At 60.0% G+C, this 18908-nt stretch carries 17 protein-coding genes; 6 read left to right on the top strand and 11 right to left on the bottom strand.

Going from position 1 to position 18908, the window contains the following annotated elements; translation table 11 throughout:
• Window positions 1–162: 162 nt before the first annotated feature.
• Window positions 163–1416 (top strand): serine hydroxymethyltransferase, encoded by a 1254-nt coding sequence (glyA, locus tag FIV35_RS23890; protein ID WP_034115170.1) that lies wholly within the window; start codon window positions 163–165, stop codon window positions 1414–1416.
• 112 nt (window positions 1417–1528) lie between these two features.
• Here glyA and yjiA read toward each other — a convergent pair whose 3' ends face one another.
• From yjiA to FIV35_RS23875, 3 genes are all read right to left on the bottom strand, one after another.
• Entirely contained in the window at window positions 1529–2488 is a 960-nt protein-coding gene (gene yjiA, locus FIV35_RS23885) for a GTPase (protein WP_034100832.1), read from the bottom strand.
• 153 nt (window positions 2489–2641) lie between these two features.
• A complete protein-coding gene (locus FIV35_RS23880; protein WP_003194308.1) occupies window positions 2642–2839 on the bottom strand; it encodes a YbdD/YjiX family protein in 198 nt (65 codons plus the stop codon).
• 15 nt (window positions 2840–2854) lie between these two features.
• A complete protein-coding gene (locus tag FIV35_RS23875; RefSeq protein ID WP_034139369.1) occupies window positions 2855–4921 on the bottom strand; it encodes a carbon starvation CstA family protein in 2067 nt (688 codons plus the stop codon).
• Window positions 4922–5095: 174 nt separating this feature from the next.
• On the opposite strand from FIV35_RS23875, the gene FIV35_RS23870 reads away from it, so the two are divergent.
• The gene (locus FIV35_RS23870; RefSeq protein ID WP_034139370.1) at window positions 5096–5464 is read left to right on the top strand and encodes a PilZ domain-containing protein; all 369 of its coding nucleotides are present in this window, start codon (window positions 5096–5098) and stop codon (window positions 5462–5464) included.
• 2 nt (window positions 5465–5466) lie between these two features.
• On the opposite strand, the gene FIV35_RS23865 is transcribed toward FIV35_RS23870, so the two are convergent.
• From FIV35_RS23865 to katB, 4 genes are read right to left on the bottom strand one after another with little or no spacing between them, the layout of a single operon-like run.
• Window positions 5467–6195, bottom strand: a complete 729-nt coding sequence (locus FIV35_RS23865) for a hypothetical protein (RefSeq protein WP_034139371.1) — start codon at window positions 6193–6195, stop codon at window positions 5467–5469.
• Between the two features lie 16 nt (window positions 6196–6211).
• Window positions 6212–7579 (bottom strand): DNA repair protein RadA, encoded by a 1368-nt coding sequence (gene radA / locus FIV35_RS23860; protein WP_017528869.1) that lies wholly within the window; start codon window positions 7577–7579, stop codon window positions 6212–6214.
• Between the two features lie 35 nt (window positions 7580–7614).
• Window positions 7615–8154, bottom strand: a complete 540-nt coding sequence (locus tag FIV35_RS23855; RefSeq protein ID WP_034139372.1) for an ankyrin repeat domain-containing protein — start codon at window positions 8152–8154, stop codon at window positions 7615–7617.
• A 57-nt stretch (window positions 8155–8211) separates the two neighbouring features.
• Window positions 8212–9753, bottom strand: coding sequence for a catalase KatB (katB, locus tag FIV35_RS23850; RefSeq protein WP_034139373.1), 1542 nt, complete (start codon window positions 9751–9753; stop codon window positions 8212–8214).
• 287 nt (window positions 9754–10040) lie between these two features.
• Between katB and mscL the strand changes: the two genes are divergently transcribed.
• Window positions 10041–10457, top strand: coding sequence for a large-conductance mechanosensitive channel protein MscL (gene mscL / locus FIV35_RS23845; RefSeq protein WP_034100843.1), 417 nt, complete (start codon window positions 10041–10043; stop codon window positions 10455–10457).
• Between the two features lie 45 nt (window positions 10458–10502).
• On the opposite strand, the gene FIV35_RS23840 is transcribed toward mscL, so the two are convergent.
• On the bottom strand, window positions 10503–11279 hold the full coding sequence (locus FIV35_RS23840; RefSeq protein WP_034100845.1) for a ferredoxin--NADP reductase: 777 nt from the start codon (window positions 11277–11279) through the stop codon (window positions 10503–10505).
• 459 nt (window positions 11280–11738) lie between these two features.
• Between FIV35_RS23840 and FIV35_RS23835 the strand changes: the two genes are divergently transcribed.
• Both FIV35_RS23835 and FIV35_RS23830 read left to right on the top strand, forming a co-directional pair.
• Complete coding sequence (locus FIV35_RS23835; RefSeq protein WP_034139374.1) at window positions 11739–12449, top strand: helix-turn-helix transcriptional regulator; 711 nt, start codon at window positions 11739–11741, stop codon at window positions 12447–12449.
• A gap of 124 nt (window positions 12450–12573) precedes the next feature.
• The gene (locus tag FIV35_RS23830; RefSeq protein WP_034139375.1) at window positions 12574–13698 is read left to right on the top strand and encodes a methyltransferase; all 1125 of its coding nucleotides are present in this window, start codon (window positions 12574–12576) and stop codon (window positions 13696–13698) included.
• Window positions 13699–13770: 72 nt separating this feature from the next.
• Here FIV35_RS23830 and FIV35_RS23825 read toward each other — a convergent pair whose 3' ends face one another.
• The 3 genes from FIV35_RS23825 to FIV35_RS23815 are packed head-to-tail and all read right to left on the bottom strand — an operon-like array spanning window position 13771 to window position 16399.
• The gene (locus tag FIV35_RS23825; RefSeq protein ID WP_080758794.1) at window positions 13771–13938 is read right to left on the bottom strand and encodes a DUF2474 domain-containing protein; all 168 of its coding nucleotides are present in this window, start codon (window positions 13936–13938) and stop codon (window positions 13771–13773) included.
• A gap of 12 nt (window positions 13939–13950) precedes the next feature.
• On the bottom strand, window positions 13951–14958 hold the full coding sequence (cydB, locus tag FIV35_RS23820) for a cytochrome d ubiquinol oxidase subunit II (RefSeq protein ID WP_034100851.1): 1008 nt from the start codon (window positions 14956–14958) through the stop codon (window positions 13951–13953).
• Between the two features lies 1 nt (window position 14959).
• Window positions 14960–16399 (bottom strand): cytochrome ubiquinol oxidase subunit I, encoded by a 1440-nt coding sequence (locus FIV35_RS23815; protein WP_034139376.1) that lies wholly within the window; start codon window positions 16397–16399, stop codon window positions 14960–14962.
• A gap of 319 nt (window positions 16400–16718) precedes the next feature.
• Here FIV35_RS23815 and FIV35_RS23810 point away from each other — a divergent pair, with 319 nt between their 5' ends.
• Window positions 16719–17963: an MFS transporter gene (locus FIV35_RS23810; RefSeq protein WP_034139377.1), complete on the top strand. Its 1245-nt coding sequence runs from the start codon at window positions 16719–16721 to the stop codon at window positions 17961–17963.
• Window positions 17964–18908 lie beyond the last annotated feature (945 nt).

Raw genomic sequence — 18908 nt, 5'->3', positions numbered from 1 at the left:
TTCAAATGTGGGAGGGGGCTTGCCCCCGATGAGGCCGGTAGAGCCACCCCCCATCCCGAAGTGAATCCCGCTTGTCCGCGACATGACGTCCTTTCATATGCCATCTAAAACCCATTGGGTTAGAATGCCCTCCTTTTCTGCCCCCGATCCTTGAGGACCGCCATGTTCAGCCGTGATTTGACTATTGCCAAGTTCGACGCCGATCTCTTCGCCGCCATGGAGCAAGAAGCCGTGCGCCAGGAAGAGCACATTGAGCTGATCGCTTCGGAAAACTACACCAGCCCCGCGGTCATGGAGGCTCAAGGTTCGGTTCTGACCAACAAGTACGCCGAAGGCTACCCAGGCAAGCGCTACTACGGTGGTTGCGAGTACGTCGACGTGGTTGAGCAACTGGCCATCGACCGCGCCAAGGAGCTGTTCGGCGCCGATTACGCCAACGTCCAGCCACATGCCGGCTCCCAAGCCAACAGCGCCGTGTACCTGGCCCTGCTGCAAGGCGGCGACACCATCCTGGGCATGAGCCTGGCCCACGGCGGTCACCTGACCCACGGCGCCAGCGTGTCCTCCTCCGGCAAGCTGTACAACGCCGTTCAATACGGTATCGATGCCAATGGCCTGATCGACTACGACGAAGTCGAGCGCCTGGCAGTCGAGCACAAGCCAAAAATGATCGTGGCCGGTTTCTCTGCCTACTCGCAGATCCTGGATTTCCCACGCTTCCGCGCCATCGCCGACAAAGTGGGCGCGTACCTGTTCGTGGACATGGCCCACGTGGCCGGGCTGGTCGCCGCTGGCGTCTACCCGAACCCGGTGCCTTACGCTGACGTGGTCACCACCACCACCCACAAGACCCTGCGCGGTCCGCGTGGTGGCCTGATCCTGGCGCGCGCCAATGCCGAGATCGAGAAAAAGCTGAACTCCGCCGTGTTCCCAGGCGCCCAGGGTGGCCCGCTGGAGCATGTCATCGCCGCTAAAGCGATCTGCTTCAAGGAAGCACTGCAGCCTGAGTTCAAGACCTACCAGCAACAAGTGGTGAAGAACGCCAAGGCCATGGCCGGCGTGTTCATCGAGCGCGGCTTCGACGTGGTCTCCGGCGGTACTGAGAACCACCTGTTCCTGCTGTCGCTGATCAAGCAGGACATCTCCGGTAAAGATGCCGACGCTGCCCTGGGCAAAGCCTTCATCACCGTGAACAAAAACTCGGTACCGAACGACCCACGTTCGCCGTTCGTCACTTCCGGCCTGCGCTTCGGCACCCCGGCGGTGACCACTCGTGGCTTCAAGGAAGCCGAGTGCAAGGAACTGGCCGGCTGGATCTGCGACATCCTGGCTGACCTGAACAACGAAGCCGTGATCGACGCAGTTCGCGAGAAGGTCAAGGCGATCTGCAAGAAGCTGCCGGTATACGGCGCTTGATCGCAGTAGCTTGAACAAGAAGCCCGGCTCTTGAGCCGGGCTTCTTTATGCCTGCTCTGCAACTTGAAATGAGATCAACTGTGGGAGGGGCAAGCCCCCTCCCACATTGTTTTCAGGGTTGGTAGACCTTGGCAAAGCCTTCGCGGATTTTGTCTTCCGGCAACTCGTCGGCAATAAACACAATTACACTTTCCCGCGCCTCACCCTCGGCCCACTCGGTGTCCCAGTCGAAGCCGTAGAGTTTCAGCACGCCCTGAAACACCATGCGCCGATCTTCCCCAGCAATGTTCAGCACGCCTTTGTAGCGCAGCAATTGTTTGCCGTGGTCTTCCAGCAGTTCGTTCATAAACTCACTGAGGCGGTCGATATCCAGCGGCTGGTCGGTGCGCAGCACCAGGCTGGAGATACGGTCCACGGAAGGCGCGGCACTTACCGGGCGCAGGCTCATGCCGGCGTTGAGATTGAAACCGCGTACATCGAGCAATTCGCCCAGATCGATCTGCCCATGGTCAACCACACGAATCGGCGCGCGACGGTTGATGCGGGTCAGGCGTTCGCTGAGGGCGTCGAATGTGGCATCGTCCACCAAATCACGCTTGCTCACCAGCAGGCGGTCGGCAAAGCCAATCTGCGCCTGGGCGATGGTCTGGGTCAGGTGGTGTTCGGCGTGGGCTGCGTCCACCAGAGTGATGATGCCGTCGAGGATGTAGCGCTCGCGCAATTCCTCGTCGATGAAAAAAGTCTGGGCCACGGGAGCGGGGTCGGCCAAGCCAGTGCATTCGATCACCAGGCGGTCGAAGGCGATTTCGCCACTGTCCAGGCGTTCAAGCAGCAGGTACAGGGCTTTGGTCAGGTCCGTGTGGATGGTGCAGCACACGCAGCCGTTGGACAGCGTCATGACTTGCACCGGCTCCTCACCCAACAGCTGGGTGTCGATACCGGCGTCACTGAATTCGTTTTCGATCACGGCGATTTTCAGGCCGTGTTCGGCTTTGAGCAGGTGGCGCAGCAAGGTGGTTTTACCGGCGCCAAGGAAGCCGCTGAGAACAGTAACGGGAATGGGAGAGGACACGACAATTCTCCTTATAGCTGAAGAAACACAAAACAAATGTGGGAGGGGGCTTGCCCCCGATAGCGGCGTGTCAGTGGCAGATAAGTGCCTGACACACTGCTGTCGGGGGCAAGCCCCCTCCCACAAGGATCACTGTCAGCGCGGATTACCCGGTCAACAGCACTTGGGCCCACCCTTGCCACCGTAACGGGCTTCCTGGCGTTCGCGGAAGAACGCCTTGTAGTCCATCACCGGTTTGTCTGGGTGTTTGGTTTGCATATGCTCGACGTAGGTGTCGTAGTCGGGCATGCCGACCATCAGGCGTGCGGCCTGACCGAGGTATTTACCCAGGCGACTGATGTCATTGAACATGGTTGCAATCCTCGATCATGCGTCCGGTATGGCCTGGAACGGGGCTTCTTTATCCGTGCGTTCTTTGTTGCCCCAGGCGGCGACGCCGACCTTGAGCGCATAGAACAGGATGCTGAACACCACGAACAGAAACAGCGCCGTCAGCGTCGCGTTGGTGTAGGCATTCCAGATCACATGCTGCATCTGGTCGATGCTCTTGGCCGGCGCGAGGATCTGGCCACCGGCCAGGGCATCGCTGTACTTCTTGGCCAGGGACAGGAAGCCGATTGCCGGGTTGGCGTCGAACAGCTTGATGAAGCCTGCGGTGGTGGTGCAGATCAGCAGCCAGACCGCCGGCAGCATGGTCACCCAGATGTAGCGCTGGCGTTTCATTTTGATCAGCACCACGGTGGCCAACATCAGCGCGATACCCGCCAGCATCTGGTTGGAGATACCGAACAGCGGCCACAAGGTATTGATGCCGCCCAGTGGGTCGATCACCCCTTGGTACAGCAGGTAACCCCACATCGCTACGCAACCGGCGGTCGCGACCAGGTTGGCAGTCCACGACTCGGTACGCTTGAGCGCCGGCACGAACGAACCCAGCAGATCCTGCAGCATGAAGCGACCGGCACGAGTACCGGCGTCGACAGCGGTGAGGATGAACAAGGCTTCGAACAGAATCGCAAAGTGGTACCAGAACGCCATGGTGTTTTCACCCGGCAGCACACTGTGCAGGATCTGCGCGATCCCCACCGCCAGGGTCGGCGCACCGCCGGCACGGGCCAGGATGGTGGTTTCGCCGATGTCATGGGCCACCGCTTGCAGCGCTTCCGGGGTGATAGCAAAACCCCAACTGCTGACGGTCTGCGCCACGGCCATCACATCCCCGCCAACTACGGCGGCTGGGCTGTTCATGGCGAAGTACACACCCGGCTCGATCACCGAGGCCGCCACCATCGCCATAATGGCCACGAACGACTCCATCAACATGCCGCCGTAACCGATGTAGCGGGCGTTGGTTTCGTTATCCAGCAGCTTGGGCGTGGTGCCCGAAGAGATCAGCGCGTGGAAACCCGAGACGGCACCGCAAGCGATGGTGATGAACAGGAACGGGAACAGCCCGCCTTTCCACACCGGGCCGGTGCCATCGATAAACTGGGTCAGCGCCGGCATTTTCAGCTCGGGCATGGTGACCAGGATGCCGATTGCCAGGGCAATGATGGTGCCGATCTTGAGGAAGGTGGACAGGTAGTCCCGTGGGGCCAGGATCAGCCACACCGGCAGCACCGCCGCTACGAAGCCGTAGCCGATCAGCATCCAGGTGATCTGCACGCCGGTAAAGCTGAACGCCTTGGCCCACACCGGATCGGCGGCAATCTGCCCGCCCAGCCAGATCGAACCGAGCAGCAACAGCACGCCGATGATGGAGATTTCACCGATACGGCCTGGGCGGATGTAGCGCATGTAGATGCCCATGAACATCGCGATCGGGATGGTCGCCATCACGGTGAAGATGCCCCATGGGCTCTCGGCCAGAGCTTTGACCACGATCAGGGCCAGCACCGCGAGGATGATGATCATGATCAGGAAGCAGCCAAACAGCGCGATGGTCCCCGGAATGCGCCCCATCTCTTCGCGCACCATGTCCCCCAGGGAACGGCCATTGCGACGGGTGGACAGGAACAGCACCATAAAGTCCTGCACCGCACCGGCCAGCACCACACCGGCGATCAGCCACAGCGTGCCGGGCAGGTAACCCATTTGCGCTGCCAGTACCGGGCCGACCAGCGGGCCTGCACCGGCAATAGCCGCAAAGTGGTGACCGAACAGGATGTGTTTGTTGGTCGGCACATAGTCCAGACCGTCGTTATTGAGCACTGCGGGGGTGGCCCGCCGTGGGTCGAGCTGCATCACATTGTTAGCGATGAACAGGCTGTAGTAACGGTAAGCAACCAGGTAAATGGCCACTGCGGCCACCACAATCCACAAGGCGTTGATCGCCTCGCCGCGGCGCAAGGCCACTACGCCCAGGGCGCACGCTCCTACGATTGCCAGCACCAGCCAGGGTAAGTGGCGTAGCAGGCTATTATTATTTTTCATTTTTATATTCCAGCCAGGGTGGACAGAAAGGACAACCACCCGGAGTTTAGCGCTGTTGGCCTCAAAGGCCACCCCCCTCCGTTGGTCTAGAGCCTTGCAACGCTGAAAAAAGCAGAAAAAACCGCCCAATGATGGCGCAGGGCTACACTCCATCCATCTCCAGAGGGTTTCACCATGACCGATCACCCGTCCGACCGCCGCTGTTTCCGCCGCATCGCCCTGGATGCGAAAACTGAACTTCGACAAAACGGCGAGGAATGGCCGGTAAAGTTAGTGGATTTGTCGCTAAAGGGCCTGGCGGTCAAACGGCCAGAGTCTTGGAAGGGCAATAAAGCCCTGCCGTTCGACGTCGATATCCGTCTGGACCCGAAGGCGCATATCAAAATGCAGGTCAAGCTGACCCACGACGATCACGGCCAACTGGGCTTTGTGTGCAGGGAAATCGACCTGGATTCGATCAGCCACTTGCGGCGGCTGATCGAGTTGAACCTCGGCGATCAAGCGGAACTTGAGCGAGAGTTGGGCGCGTTATTGGAGGTATAGGCTCAGGGAAACGCTTCGCGGCTGGGAAACTCGTCCTCCATGTCCCAGTAGCCCTTTTTCTGACTCGACGCGACTTGCCATTGCCCGTCGACATAGCGATACGTCTGGTAGCGCGTGGTGAAATCGTCCTCACCGTCGCCGTCCATAAAAGACGATACCTGCAACAGTTCATCCGGCCCGCCATTGGCCGGCGTCGCCACCTGCCAGTCAGCCTTTCCCGTGTGCGCCAGGGTCAGCGGTTGGGACTTGCCGTCCGCGCCAGTGAAGCTCAGCGGTGTAAGTTGCTGTTTGGCCGGTAGCAGCATCTGGGTGGCTGGGCCGCTGTACGTGCCCATCGGCGCAGTCATGTCGATGCTCAAAAAATACACAGGTTCGGGCAACCCCTTGAGCGGGGCCTCGCTGACCTCGGCCAGTGGGTAGCCGAGGTCCTGTTGCGCGATCACCTGATCGGCAGCCGACACCAGGCGCACTTGAGCCTCAAGCAACGGGTTGTCGACCAGATCGCCGGGCTCGTCGAACGAGTCCTCATCCAGCCCGCTGCCCCAGCTATCCTTGTGCATCTGCGCGCTGATGCGCTGGTCTTCCAGGATCTGCAACTGGCTGCCCTGTTCGGTTGCCAGGGTTTGCGCCAGGCGATAGCCCGCCGGCAGCGCCGCCGCCCAAGTCATGGCGGAGGCGGCGGTCAGGGTGACAAATAGGGCGGCAATGCCCCAGTGCTTGGATCGTTGCATAGCGGCCCGTCCTGATTTATTCGAAAAGTGCATCCAGCGCCTGCTCCAGTCGCGTCACCGCAATGATCTGCAACCCCGCCGGCGCTTCCTTCGGCGCGTTGCCCTTGGGCACGATCGCGCGCTTGAAGCCGTGCTTGGCGGCTTCCTTGAGACGTTCCTGACCGCTCGGCACCGGGCGCACTTCGCCGGACAGGCCGACCTCACCGAATACCAACAGGTCGTGGGGCAATGGCCGATTGCGCAGGCTGGACATCACCGCCGCCATCAATGCCAGGTCCGACGCGGTTTCCAGCACCTTGACCCCGCCGACCACGTTAAGGAACACGTCTTGATCGTGGGTCGGAATGCCGCCATGGCGGTGCAGCACCGCGAGCAGCATCGCCAGACGGTTCTGATCCAAGCCAAGGGTGACGCGGCGCGGGTTGGCCAAATGGCTGTCATCCACCAGCGCCTGCACTTCCACCAACATTGGCCGGGTGCCTTCCCACGTCGCCATTACCACGCTGCCGGGGACTTCTTCTTGAGCGCGAGTCAGGAAAATCGCCGAAGGGTTGGAGACTTCTTTCAACCCGCGGTCGGTCATGGCGAATACGCCCAGCTCGTTGACCGCGCCGAAGCGGTTTTTCACTGCCCGCAACAAGCGCAGACGGCCGTCGGACTCGCCCTCGAAATACAAAACCGTGTCGACCATATGCTCCAGCACCCGAGGCCCGGCCAAGGCGCCTTCTTTGGTCACATGGCCGACCAGGAAAATCGCCGTGCCGCTCTGCTTGGCATAACGCACCAGCAGCGCCGCGCTCTCACGCACCTGGGACACGCCGCCCGGTGCCGATTGCAATTGCTCGGTGAAAATCGTCTGGATCGAGTCGATCACCATGACTTTCGGCTTTTCGATCCGCGCCGTGGCGATGATGCTTTCGATGCAGGTCTCGGTCATCACCCGCAACTGATCCTGGGGCAGGCCTAAACGGCGGGCGCGCATGGCCACTTGTTGCTGGGATTCTTCACCGGTGACGTACAGCGCCGGCATGCGACTGGCAATGCTGCACAAGGTCTGCAACAGGATGGTCGACTTGCCGATGCCTGGGTCGCCGCCGATCAGCACCACTGAGCCATCCACCAGGCCGCCGCCCAGCACCCGGTCAAGTTCGCCGGAGGCCGTGGAAAAACGTGGGATTTCTTCGACGCTGACTTCAGCCAGGGTTTTGATCTGCGCTTGTTGCCCGGTCCAGCCGGCGCGACCGGTAGGCGCCGCCGCCCCGCCGCTCTCGATCATGGTTTCCGTCAGGGTGTTCCACGCCCCGCATTCGCCGCACTGGCCGGCCCACTTGGGAAAGGTCGCGCCGCACTCCGTGCAGCCGTACATGCGCTTGGCCTTTGCCATTCGAGAACCTCCAACCGAAAAACCGCGATGATAGCTCAGCGCGACGCCGGGGTCCGGATTTCACCACTGGCCAATCGCGAGGCGCTATTGCCCACCGGGTCTTCGGCGTTAAGGTCGGCGCCCTTGGCCTTCAGTTCTTCCAGCAGTTCGACGCGCTTGAACAGCCCGGCGTACATGGCGGCGGTCTGCCCGGCGCCGTTGCGCTGGTCGGGGTTGCAGTCGGTGGCCAGCAAGCGCTGGGCGATTTTAAGCTCACCCTTGAAGATTGCGCCCATCAGGGCGGTATTGCCGCGTTTGTCCTGCACACAGGCATCGGCACCGGCGGCGAGCAAACGATCCACGAACGGAGCCTGGCCGTGGTAGGCGGCCAGGATCAGGGCAGTGTAGCCCTTGTCGTCCTGGATATTGAGGCTGTAGCCGGACTCTATGAAGGTATTGAGCATGTCGAGATCGCCACGACGGGCGGCGTCGAAGTAATAGTCCTGCAACTGCGCTTTGAGCGCGGCGGGATCGGGGGATTCAGCCCGGGCGGTGAACGCCAGCAGGGCGATCAGCAAACCAATAGTTACACGCATGGGGTTTCTCCTGCCAGGGATCGGCGCCGTTGGCCGGCGCCGATCGGAACCAACGGATCAGTCGGTCAGCTTGTCGGCCAGCGCCTTCACGCGGGCCAGGTCACCCTTGGCGACCTTGGCCACACCAGTGCCGTATTCCGGGTCAGCCTTGTAAAGGAAGGACAGGATGATGTGCTTGCTCACGTCGTCCGTTGTAGCCAGGGAACCACCGAAGTTTTCGATCAGGTTCTGACGCTCTTTCTGACTGTACGAACGGTACAGATCACCGGCCTGCTTGAAGTTCTGCTCACGCTGGATCTTCGCCTGCTGGGTGCTGCCAGTCAGCGGCAACTGGCTGTAGCGCGCGGCTTGGGGCTCTTCCCGCGGCTCCAGGCGGCTTGGCTGATAGTTCACGCCGCTGCTGGTTTTACCGCTGTTCATCGCGCCATCTTGGTTGCCGTTGTTGACGGTCACGCGTGGGGCGTTGATCGGCAGTTGCAGGGTATTGGCGCCCAGGCGGTACATCTGGGTATCGGCGTAGGAGAACACTCGGCCTTGCAGCAGGCGGTCTTCAGACGGCTCGATGCCCGGCACCAGATTGGCCGGTGCCATGGCGACTTGTTCGGTCTCCTGGAATACATTGGCCGGATTGCGGTTCAGTACCATCTGCCCCACTTTGCGCTCGGGCACATTCGGCCAGATCTTAGTAGCGTCCAGTGGATCGAAGTCGAACTTGGCCAAGTCTTCCGGTTTGAGCACCTGCACATACAAGTCCCACTTAGGGAAGTCGCCCTTGTTGATATGGGTGACCAAGTCGTTAGTCATGTGGCTGTAATCACGCCCTTGCACATCGACCACTTGTTTCGGATCCAAGTTCTTGATGCCTTGCAGGCTCTTCCAATGGAACTTGACGTAGTGCACTTCCCCTTTGGCGTTAATCAACTTGTAGGCATGTACGCCATTACCGTCCATCTCCCGGTAACTGGCAGGCGTGCCGTAGTCCGAGTACAACTCGGTGAGGGTGCGGGTTGCTTCGGGAACATGGGAGAAGAAGTCGAAACGGCGGGAGTCGTCGTCCAGGTTAGTGCGCGGGTCGGGTTTGAATGCGTGCACCATATCCGGGAACTTGATGGCGTCGCGGATAAAGAACGTTGGGAAGTTATTCCCGACCAGGTCCCAGTTGCCGTCGGCCGTGTAGAACTTGGTGGCGAAGCCGCGCGGGTCACGCAGGGTTTCTGGGGAATGGTTGCCATGCACCACGGCGGAGAAGCGCACGAACACCGGGGTGGTTTCGCCGGGAGCAAATACTTTGGCCTTGGTCAGGTCGCTGAGGCCATCGGTGACGGTGAAGGTCCCGTGGGCACCGGTGCCGCGCGCGTGCACCACGCGCTCGGGGATGCGTTCGCGGTCGAAGCGTTGCAGTTTCTGAATCAATTGCACGTCTTGTAACAGCACCGGGCCGGTGGCGCCGGCGGTCTGGGAGTTCTGGTTGTCGCCGACGGCGGCACCGTTGTCACGCGTGAGGGTGGCGGCGTGTACAGACAGGGAAAGCAGGCTGGCGGTGGCCAGGATCAACGCGTGTCGCGTCAAAGCCGGGCCGCGGCTGAGTGAGTTGTTCATCAAGGTTTCCTCTGGTTTTTTTGATGCACATTCAGTTGTGCTTGCCAGAGGCTAGTGACCCAAGAGTCAGAAGATAAATAGAAAAGCCGTAACAGCCCGATTAATAAAATAATGTGGTAAGCCACTGAAATGCCGGGTATTTCGCGCGCGATTGATGGCACTTTGCAAACTATTTGCGTTTTAATGTGTCGATAAAAACCAACAGTGTTAAGAGTTGTTTCGCGCAAGCCCGCAACGACTGACTTACACTGAGCCCCACCCTTCTCATCTGTAACAAGGAATAACCTATGGGCGTGATCAGTGAGTTCAAGGCCTTCGCGGTCAAAGGTAATGTGGTCGACATGGCCGTCGGTATCATCATCGGCGCCGCCTTCGGCAAAATTGTTTCCTCGTTTGTAGGCGACGTGGTGATGCCCCCTCTCGGTCTGTTGATCGGCGGGGTGGACTTCGGTGATCTGGCGATCACCCTCAAGGCAGCCCAAGGCGATGCACCGGCCGTGGTGCTGGCCTACGGCAAGTTCATCCAGAGCGTGGTCGACTTCCTGATCGTAGCGTTTGCGATCTTTATGGGCGTGAAGGTGATCAATCGTCTCAAGCGCGAAGAGGCCAAGGCGCCGACCCTGCCGCCGACGCCGACCAAGGAAGAAGTGTTGCTGGGCGAGATCCGCGATCTGCTCAAGGCACAGCACGACAAACCGCTTTAAACCGCAGCAGTTTGGAAAAAGGCGCCTCCAGCAGGCGCCTTTTGTTTACCAGTAGTTTTCCACCGCCACCTGGCCAGGGCGCCGCGATAGCGACAGATTCATGTCGCGTTTTTTCAGCAACTGACGGGTGTCATCGACCATTTGCGGGTTACCGCAAATCAACACGCGCGAGTGTTCGGGGCTCAACTCTACGCCGGCCGCGCGCTCCAGCTCGCCGTTTTCGATCAGCGTGGTGATACGCCCATTCAGCGCGCCAGGGTGCTGCTCGCGGGTGACGATGGGCAAGTAGGTAAGTTTATGCGCGTACTCGGCCAGGTACTCGCGCTCGCCTAGCTCCTTAATCAACGCCTGATAGGCCAGTTCCTTGGCTTCGCGGGCGCTGTACACCAGGATGATGCGCTCGAATTTCTCCCAGGCTTCGAAGTCCTGCAGGATCGACAGAAACGGCGCCACCCCGGTGCCCGTGCCCAGCAGCCATAGGTCACGGCCATCGACGAAGCGGTTCAACGTCAAGTAACCCGTGGCCTGGCGCTCCACCATCAACGTATCGCCGACACGCAGGCGGCTCAGTTCACTGGTGAACTCCCCGCCGGGGACGACAATCGAGAAAAAATCCAAATATTCATCGAAGGGCGCCGACACCACCGAATACGCACGCCAGACCGTGCTGCCATCGGCTTTGGTGACGCCCAGGCGCACAAACTGGCCGGCGGTAAAACGAAAGCCGGGGTCACGGGTGGTACGTAGGGTGAACAGGCTGGGGGTCAGCGATTGCACATCGAGCAAGGTCTGACAGGTGTATTTTTCAGCACTGGCCGTCATGGGGAACTCCGTTCTGCAGAAGGCGCTAGTGTCCCTCAAAGCGGCGCCGGCTAACACCGATGATTGATATCTCCCGACTCAATGTGCGATCGAGTAACGATCTAACGCTGTAAAAGACCACTAACTATTTAAGGTTATTTGCGCCACAAGCCTGCATCAACACGCACTAACTATTTAGCTATTAACCCACTCCCAAACTAAAACCATTCCCTATCATCCAACCAAAAGATATCAATTTGATATTACGAGCAACCCCCTTAAATCCGATGGGGAGTCCTTAAGCAAGGCAAAATTAATTACACAGAATTCCGAATCTTGTATAAGTCCAACCCCTTAAATAGCTACCTAACATACTGATTTTTTCACACAACTAAGTAGCCCGTGTCCTACACTCTTTTCCGTGCAGCGTTGGGATTCAGGACGTACCCAAGTCACACATACATCCATGGAGAGTTATCGATGGTCAACTGGCGCAATACACAGCTCCCCAAACTGGAAGAAGAGAACGAGATCACCAGCGTATTCGAAATGGTTATCAATGAAACATATTCACTCGGCTTCCAATTCTGCTCTTTCAAGATGAGTGCACAAAGTCAAACCAATCAAGCTATCGCCTTTGAGAAAAACAACTATCCAAACGAATGGAACGCGCTATACCGGGAAGCGCATTTCTCCGACACCGATCCTGTCATGTCTCACTGTCAACGCTCTGTCCTGCCCTTTGTCTGGAAAGAAACCGCGTTTCACAGCGCGCCTCACTTGTGGGAACTGGCTACCTCCTATGGCGTTCATCTGGGCTGGACTCAACCACTGCATGGGCCTCAGGGCGTCTTCAGCATGCTGACTTTAAGTCGTGGCAGAGGTGAGATCACACCGGAGGAGCTGTATGAAAAAGCCGGCAATGCGCTCTGGCTGTGTCATGCAATGCATACCGTGGTGGCGCATAAGTACGCCGATGGGCCAGCCGCGAAGCCCTGCAACAAGCTGACGCCCCGCGAGATCGAAGTATTACGTTGGTCTGCACTGGGCAAGACCGCCGCGGAGATTGCGCAGATCCTGTGTTTGTCCGAACGCACAGTCGGCTTTCACAATTGCAGCTCGATGCGAAAACTGGGGGTCAACAATAAAATCGCGGCCGTGATGGTGGCCGCAAAGGCTGGGTTTCTTTAAACATCGCATGTAATCCGCATGAAAAAACCGTAACATTTACGACCAGTTCCGGGTGATGACGCGGCGCGCGCCGTCGTGTCGCCGTTCACCCCAATGGTTCGATTACCCAGAGTTTTCTCCCCCCATGCCCCTGCTCGACAGCCCCTTCGCTCAGCTCGATCTGATCCGCCAACCCGAGCAGCACAACGACCCGCTGCAAGCCTTCGACGCCGCCGACGAATACCTGCTCAACCACTTGGCCGCCCAGCAGCCGCGCGTCGACACCCGCGTGTTGGTGCTCAATGACAGCTTTGGCGCTTTGGCGGCCAGTCTGCAAGGCCAGGTGCAGGTGATTTCCAGCGGCGACTCGTTTCTGGCGGCCCAGGGCCTGGAAAAAAACCTGGTGCGCAACGCCAAGGCGTTCGATGCAGTGCCGTTCATTCCCGCCAGCGAAACCCCCACCGGGCCGTTCGACCGCGTGCTGATCCGCGTGCCGAAAACCCTGGCGCTGCTCGAAGAACAGTTGATCCGCCTGCAAGGTCAACTGGCCCCGGGCGCCGAAGTGATCGCCGGGGCGATGGTCAAACACCTGCCGCGCGCGGCCGGTGACCTGCTGGAGCGTTACATCGGGCCGATGCACGCCTCACTGGCGGTGAAGAAAGCTCGCCTGTTGATCGCCACCGTTGCCGAGCGCCCCGCCGCCGTCTCGCCCTACCCGACCCGCTACCGCCTGGATACACCCGCCATCGAGCTGCTGAACCACGCCAATGTGTTCTGCCGTGAAGGCCTGGACATCGGCACCCGCGCCTTCCTGCCGCACTTGCCCACCGGCCTGGGTAACGCCCGCGTTGCCGACCTCGGCTGCGGCAACGGCGTATTGGCGATTGCCAGCGCACTGCACAACCCCGACGCCCACTACACCCTGGTGGACGAGTCCTACATGGCCGTGCAATCGGCCCGTGAAAACTGGCAGGCCGCGCTGGGTGAACGTGACGTGAGCGTGCGCGCCGCAGATGGCCTGGCCGGCCAAGAGCCGCAGTCCCTGGACGTGGTGCTGTGCAATCCGCCGTTCCACCAGCAGCAGGTGGTGGGCGACTTCCTCGCCTGGCGCATGTTCCAGCAGGCCCGCGAGGCCTTGGTGGTGGGCGGTGCGCTGTATATCGTCGGCAACCGTCACTTGGGTTATCACAGCAAACTGGCGCGGTTGTTCCGCGGCGTCGAGCAAGTGGCAGCCACGCCCAAGTTCGTGATTCTCAAAGCGCGCAAATAAAAAAAGACCCCGCCCCTACAAGATGTAGGAGCAGGGTCAAAAAACCGTGCCGCAAGGCAACGGGATGGGATGTCAGTGAGTGGTCAGGCCGGCAGCATTCATAAACATGCGCATCAGGCTGGCGACAACAAACAGCACCAGCACACTGCCGGTCCAGATCATTGCTAACCACCCCAGGCGCCGCCACAGCGGCTGCTTTTCAGCCTGTTCGATCTCGTGCAACGAAGGTTTGCCGGACATGTCACGCCCCTCCTAGTGATAACCGTCTTCGTGGGTGACCTTGCCGCGGAACACGTAGTAGCTCCAGAAGGTGTAACCCAGGATGAACGGGATGATGAACAAGGTGCCCACCAGCATGAAGCCTTGGCTCTGCGGCGGCGCGGCGGCGTCCCAGATCGATACGGACGGCGGCACGATGTTCGGCCACAGGCTGATCCCCAAGCCGCTATAGCCGAGGAAAATCAGCACCAACGTCAGCAGGAACGGCGTGTAGTGCGCATTGCGAGCCACCGCGCGGATCAGCCCGTACATGGTCACCAGCACCAGCAGCGGCACCGGCAGGAACCAGAACAGATTTGGCAGGGTGAACCAGCGCGAGGCGATTTCCGGGTGCGATAGCGGGGTCCACAGGCTGACGATGCCGATCACTGCCAGCACCACGAACGCCAGCGGCCGCGCCAGGTTGTGCATCTGTTCCTGCAACTTGCCTTCGGTCTTCATGATCAGCCAGGTGCAGCCGAGCAACGCATAGGCGACGATCAGCGCCACGCCGCAGAACACGGTGAACGGCGTGAGCCAGTCCAGCGAACCGCCGGCGAACTGGCGATTGACCACCGGAATGCCGTCGATAAATGCCCCCAGCGCCACGCCCTGGAAGAACGTCGCCGCCAGCGAACCGCCGATAAAGGCCTTGTCCCACAGGTGGCGCTTGGCGTCTTTTGCCTTGAAGCGGAACTCAAAGGCCACGCCACGGAAGATCAGCCCCACCAGCATCAGGATCAGCGGCAGGTACAGCGCCGACAGCACCACCGAATACGCCAGCGGAAACGCGCCGAACAACGCCGCGCCGCCCAGCACCAGCCAAGTTTCGTTGCCGTCCCAGACCGGCGCGACGGTGTTCATCATCACGTCGCGGTCGACCTTGCCGGGAATAAACGGAAAGAGGATGCCGATACCCAGGTCGAAGCCGTCCATCACCACGTACATCATGATGCCGAAGATGATGATCACGGCCCAGATCAGCGGAAGATCAATACCCATCTCAATTCCCCTTATGCTGGATGTGGTCGTGGTGGTCGTCGGTGCCATCGTCGGCCGCCGACAACGGACGCGCCGGTGTGCGTTTCTGGCCGGGGCCGCCGTGGGTCGGTTCGGTACCTTCGTGGGTCACGGGGCCTTTGCGCACCAGGCGCATCATGTAGCCCAGGCCCGCACCGAACAGCGCGAAGTACACCACCACGAACAACACCAGGGTGATGGTCATCTGCGCCAGGCTATGCCCAGACGACGCATCCGCCGTGCGCATCAGCCCGTAGACCACCCACGGCTGACGCCCGATTTCGGTGGTGAACCAGCCGGCGAGGATCGCGATCAACCCCGAGGGGCCCATCCACAGCGCCAGATACAGGAACGGTCTGGAGGTGTACATCTTGTCGCCCCGGCGCAGCCACAGGCTGAACAGACCGGTAAAAATCATCAGGAAACCCAGCCCGACCATGACTCGGAACGACCAGAACACAATGGTCGAATTCGGCCGGTCTTCAGGCGGGAACTCCTTGAGCGCCGGCACCTGTTTATCCAGGGAGTGAGTCAGGATCAGGCTGCCCAGGTATGGAATCTCTACGGCGTACTTGGTTTTTTCCGCCTGCATATCGGGCCAGCCGAACAGGATCAGCGGCGTAGGCTCTTTGCCTTTGTTTTCCCAGTGGCCTTCGATCGCGGCGATTTTCGCCGGCTGGTGCTCCAGAGTATTGAGACCATGGAAGTCACCGATCACCGCCTGGACAGGCGCCACGATCAATGCCATCCACATGGCCATGGAGAGCATTTTGCGGATCGCCGGGTTGTCCTTGCCGCGCAGCAAGTGCCAGGCCGCCGAGGAGCCGACGAAGAACGCCGTCGCCACGAAGGCCGCCGTGGCCATGTGCATCAGGCGATACGGGAACGATGGGTTGAAAATTACCGCCAGCCAGTCGGTGGGAATCACACGGCCGTCGATGATTTCAAAGCCCTGGGGCGTCTGCATCCAGCTGTTGGAAGCCAGGATCCAGAACGTGGAGATCAGCGTACCCACCGCCACCATGACCGTGGAGAAGAAGTGCAGCTTGCGCCCCACCTTGTTCCAGCCGAACAGCATCACGCCGAGGAAACCGGCTTCCAGGAAGAAGGCCGTAAGCACTTCGTACGTCAGCAGCGGCCCGGTAACGGCGCCGGCGAAGTCCGAAAAGCGGCTCCAGTTGGTGCCGAATTGGTAAGCCATAACCAAGCCCGAGACCACCCCCATGCCGAAGTTGACGGCAAAGATCTTCGACCAGAAATGGTAGAGGTCACGGTAGGTGTCGTTATGGGTCTTGAGCCACAACCCTTCCAGCACTGCAAGGTAACTGGCCAGGCCGATGGTGATCGCCGGGAACAGGATGTGGAATGAGATGGTGAACGCGAACTGAATTCGGGCGAGATCTAGCGCCTCCAAACCGAACATAAGTCTTCCTCTGTCAGGTAATACCGGCTGCTGGCGGGAGCCTGCACCCACTGCCCCCACGGATATGGAGTGTGGCGAATTTCAATTCGTTTCTTTTTTTAACCAACCACGTAGGGAGTCTGGCCTTGCGGCCCGCCAGAGCAAATCCTGAAAGAAATTTGATCTGGATCAATTACAGCTCAAAGAGTAGTCCCATTTTCTGCGTCCAGTTGTGTGGTCGATTGACGCGTGACAGGCTGCCTCACCCCGGTTCTCGCAACTATTTGTTACAGCTTGATGCTAATCTCGCGGTTCCCCCCGGCCTTGATCTGAATGCCCGATGCCTACTGAACCCGCGTTGCTGTTGCGTCACCACCGCCCTTTTATCGCGTTCTGGCTGGCGCGGATCTTTACCGCCAGCGGCTTCCAGATGCTCACCGTGGCCATCGGCTGGAACCTCTATCAACTGACCGGCAACGTGCTGGACCTGGGCTTGGTCGGCTTGGTGGAGTTCGTGCCGCGCGTGCTGTTTATGCTGCACACCGGCCATGTGGCCGACCGCTATGAGCGACGTAAAGTCGCGGCCATCTGCCAGACCGTGCAGGCGCTGATTGCGCTGTCCCTGGCCATTGGTGGCCTGACCGGCACCGTGACCCGCGAGATGATCTTTATCCTCGCCTTCCTGCTCGGTGCCGCGCGCTCCTTTGAATTGCCCACCACACAAGCGCTGCTGCCGAGCATCGTGCCCAGCACGCTGTTCCCGCGCGCCGTGGCGTCGTCGCAGTCGGCTCAGCAACTGGCCACCATCGTCGCCCCGGCGCTGGGCGGTCTGCTCTATGCGTTTGGCAGCGTGTGGGTGTATGGCCCCACCGTGGTGCTGTACCTGATCGCCTGCACGCTGACCCTCAACCTGCCCGCCCGCCAGACGCCGCTGAACAAAGGCAAGGCCACTCTGGATTCACTGCTGGCCGGCATCCGCTTTATCCGCAGCCGCCCGGACATCCTCGGCGCCATCTCCCTGGACCTGTTTGCCGTGCTGCTGGGCGGCGCCACCGCGTTGCTGCCGGTGTTCGCCAAAGACATCCTGCTGACCGGCGCCTGGGGCCTGGGCCTGTTGCGCTCGGCGCCGGCGGTGGGGGCATTGCTGATGTCGTTGTGGCTGGCGCGTTTCTCGGTGGACCGTCACGTCGGCCGCGTGATGTTCACCGCCGTCGGCGTATTCGGCGTGGCCACCATCGCTTTCGGCCTCTCGACGTCATTCTGGTTTTCCCTGGCGGTGCTGGTGGTGCTGGGCGCGGCGGACATGATCAGCATGGTGATCCGCGCCTCGTTCGTGCAGTTGGAGACGCCGGACGAAATGCGCGGGCGCGTCAGTGCCGTCAACGGCCTGTTTATCGGCGCATCGAATCAGCTGGGCGAATTCGAATCCGGCATCACCGCCCACTGGTTCGGCACCGTGCCCGCCGTGGTCATGGGCGGGATCGGCACCCTGGTGGTGACCGGAGTGTGGATCAAACTGTTCCCCACCCTGGCCAAGCGCGATCGCATGCATGTGCCAGAACCGGTTTCCCCGCCCACCGCCTAACCTTTATGGCAACAAGGTCAATGTGGGAGAGGGCTTGCCCTCGATAGCGGTGTAACTGTCGAGGCATCTATTGACTGAAACACCGCCATCGGGGGCAAGCCTCCTCCCACACCGGTCTCACAGCCAACGCATAGCCACTATGGCAATAAGCTCAATGTGGGAGAGGGCTTGCCCTCGATGGCGATGTAACAGTCGAAGCACAAATTGACTGAAACACTGCTATCGGGGGCAAGCCCCCTCCCACACCGGCCTCACAGCCACCACATAGCCACTATGGCAATAAGCTCAATGTGGGAGAGGGCTTGCCCTCGATAGCGGTGTAACAGTCGAAGCATAAATTGACTGAAACACTGCTACCGGGGGCAAGCCTCCTCCCACACCGGTCTCACAGCCACCACATAGCCACTATGGCAATAAGCTCAATGTGGGAGAGGGCTTGCCCTCGATGGCGATGTAACAGTCGAAGCACAAACTGACTGAAACACTGCTATCGGGGGCAAGCCCCTCCCACACCGGTCTCACGCCCACCGCATAACCACTATGGCAATAAGGTCAATGTGGGAGAGGGCTTGCTCTCGATGGCGGTGCAACAGTCCAGGCATCTATTGACTGAAACACTGCTATCGGGGGCAAGCCCCTCCCACACCGGTCTCACACCCAACGCATAGCCACTATGGCAATAAGGTCAATGTGGGAGAGGGCTGGCCCTCGATGGCGGTGTAACTGTCGAGGCATCTATTGACTGAAACACTGCTATCGGGGGCAAGCCTCCTGCCACACCGGTCTCACAGCCATCGCATAGCCACTATGACAATAAGCTCAATGTGGGAGAGGGCTGGCCCTCGATGGCGGTGTAACTGTCGAGGCATCTATTGACTGAAACACTGCTATCGGGGGCAAGCCTCCTGCCACACCGGTCTCACAGCCATCGCATAGCCACTATGA

The organism is Pseudomonas rhodesiae, assembly GCF_007858255.1.
GTDB classification, from domain to species: Bacteria; Pseudomonadota; Gammaproteobacteria; order Pseudomonadales; family Pseudomonadaceae; genus Aquipseudomonas; species Aquipseudomonas rhodesiae.
This window is presented reverse-complemented; position numbering and strand designations above follow the sequence as displayed.

Bases quoted from the DNA above. Each gene is read 5' to 3' on its own strand.
- FIV35_RS23865 (WP_034139371.1), bottom strand. From the start codon at position 6,195: ATGCAACGATCCAAGCACTGGGGCATTGCCGCCCTATTTGTCACCCTG.
- FIV35_RS23835 (WP_034139374.1), top strand. From the start codon at position 11,739: ATGGTCAACTGGCGCAATACACAGCTCCCCAAACTGGAAGAAGAGAAC.
- FIV35_RS23880 (WP_003194308.1), bottom strand. From the start codon at position 2,839: ATGTTCAATGACATCAGTCGCCTGGGTAAATACCTCGGTCAGGCCGCA.
- FIV35_RS23870 (WP_034139370.1), top strand. From the start codon at position 5,096: ATGACCGATCACCCGTCCGACCGCCGCTGTTTCCGCCGCATCGCCCTG.
- FIV35_RS23855 (WP_034139372.1), bottom strand. From the start codon at position 8,154: ATGCGTGTAACTATTGGTTTGCTGATCGCCCTGCTGGCGTTCACCGCC.
- FIV35_RS23815 (WP_034139376.1), bottom strand. From the start codon at position 16,399: ATGTTCGGTTTGGAGGCGCTAGATCTCGCCCGAATTCAGTTCGCGTTC.
- radA (WP_017528869.1), bottom strand. From the start codon at position 7,579: ATGGCAAAGGCCAAGCGCATGTACGGCTGCACGGAGTGCGGCGCGACC.
- FIV35_RS23825 (WP_080758794.1), bottom strand. From the start codon at position 13,938: ATGTCCGGCAAACCTTCGTTGCACGAGATCGAACAGGCTGAAAAGCAG.
- FIV35_RS23875 (WP_034139369.1), bottom strand. From the start codon at position 4,921: ATGAAAAATAATAATAGCCTGCTACGCCACTTACCCTGGCTGGTGCTG.
- FIV35_RS23840 (WP_034100845.1), bottom strand. From the start codon at position 11,279: ATGACGGCCAGTGCTGAAAAATACACCTGTCAGACCTTGCTCGATGTG.
- cydB (WP_034100851.1), bottom strand. From the start codon at position 14,958: ATGGGTATTGATCTTCCGCTGATCTGGGCCGTGATCATCATCTTCGGC.
- FIV35_RS23830 (WP_034139375.1), top strand. From the start codon at position 12,574: ATGCCCCTGCTCGACAGCCCCTTCGCTCAGCTCGATCTGATCCGCCAA.
- mscL (WP_034100843.1), top strand. From the start codon at position 10,041: ATGGGCGTGATCAGTGAGTTCAAGGCCTTCGCGGTCAAAGGTAATGTG.
- glyA (WP_034115170.1), top strand. From the start codon at position 163: ATGTTCAGCCGTGATTTGACTATTGCCAAGTTCGACGCCGATCTCTTC.
- katB (WP_034139373.1), bottom strand. From the start codon at position 9,753: ATGAACAACTCACTCAGCCGCGGCCCGGCTTTGACGCGACACGCGTTG.
- FIV35_RS23810 (WP_034139377.1), top strand. From the start codon at position 16,719: ATGCCTACTGAACCCGCGTTGCTGTTGCGTCACCACCGCCCTTTTATC.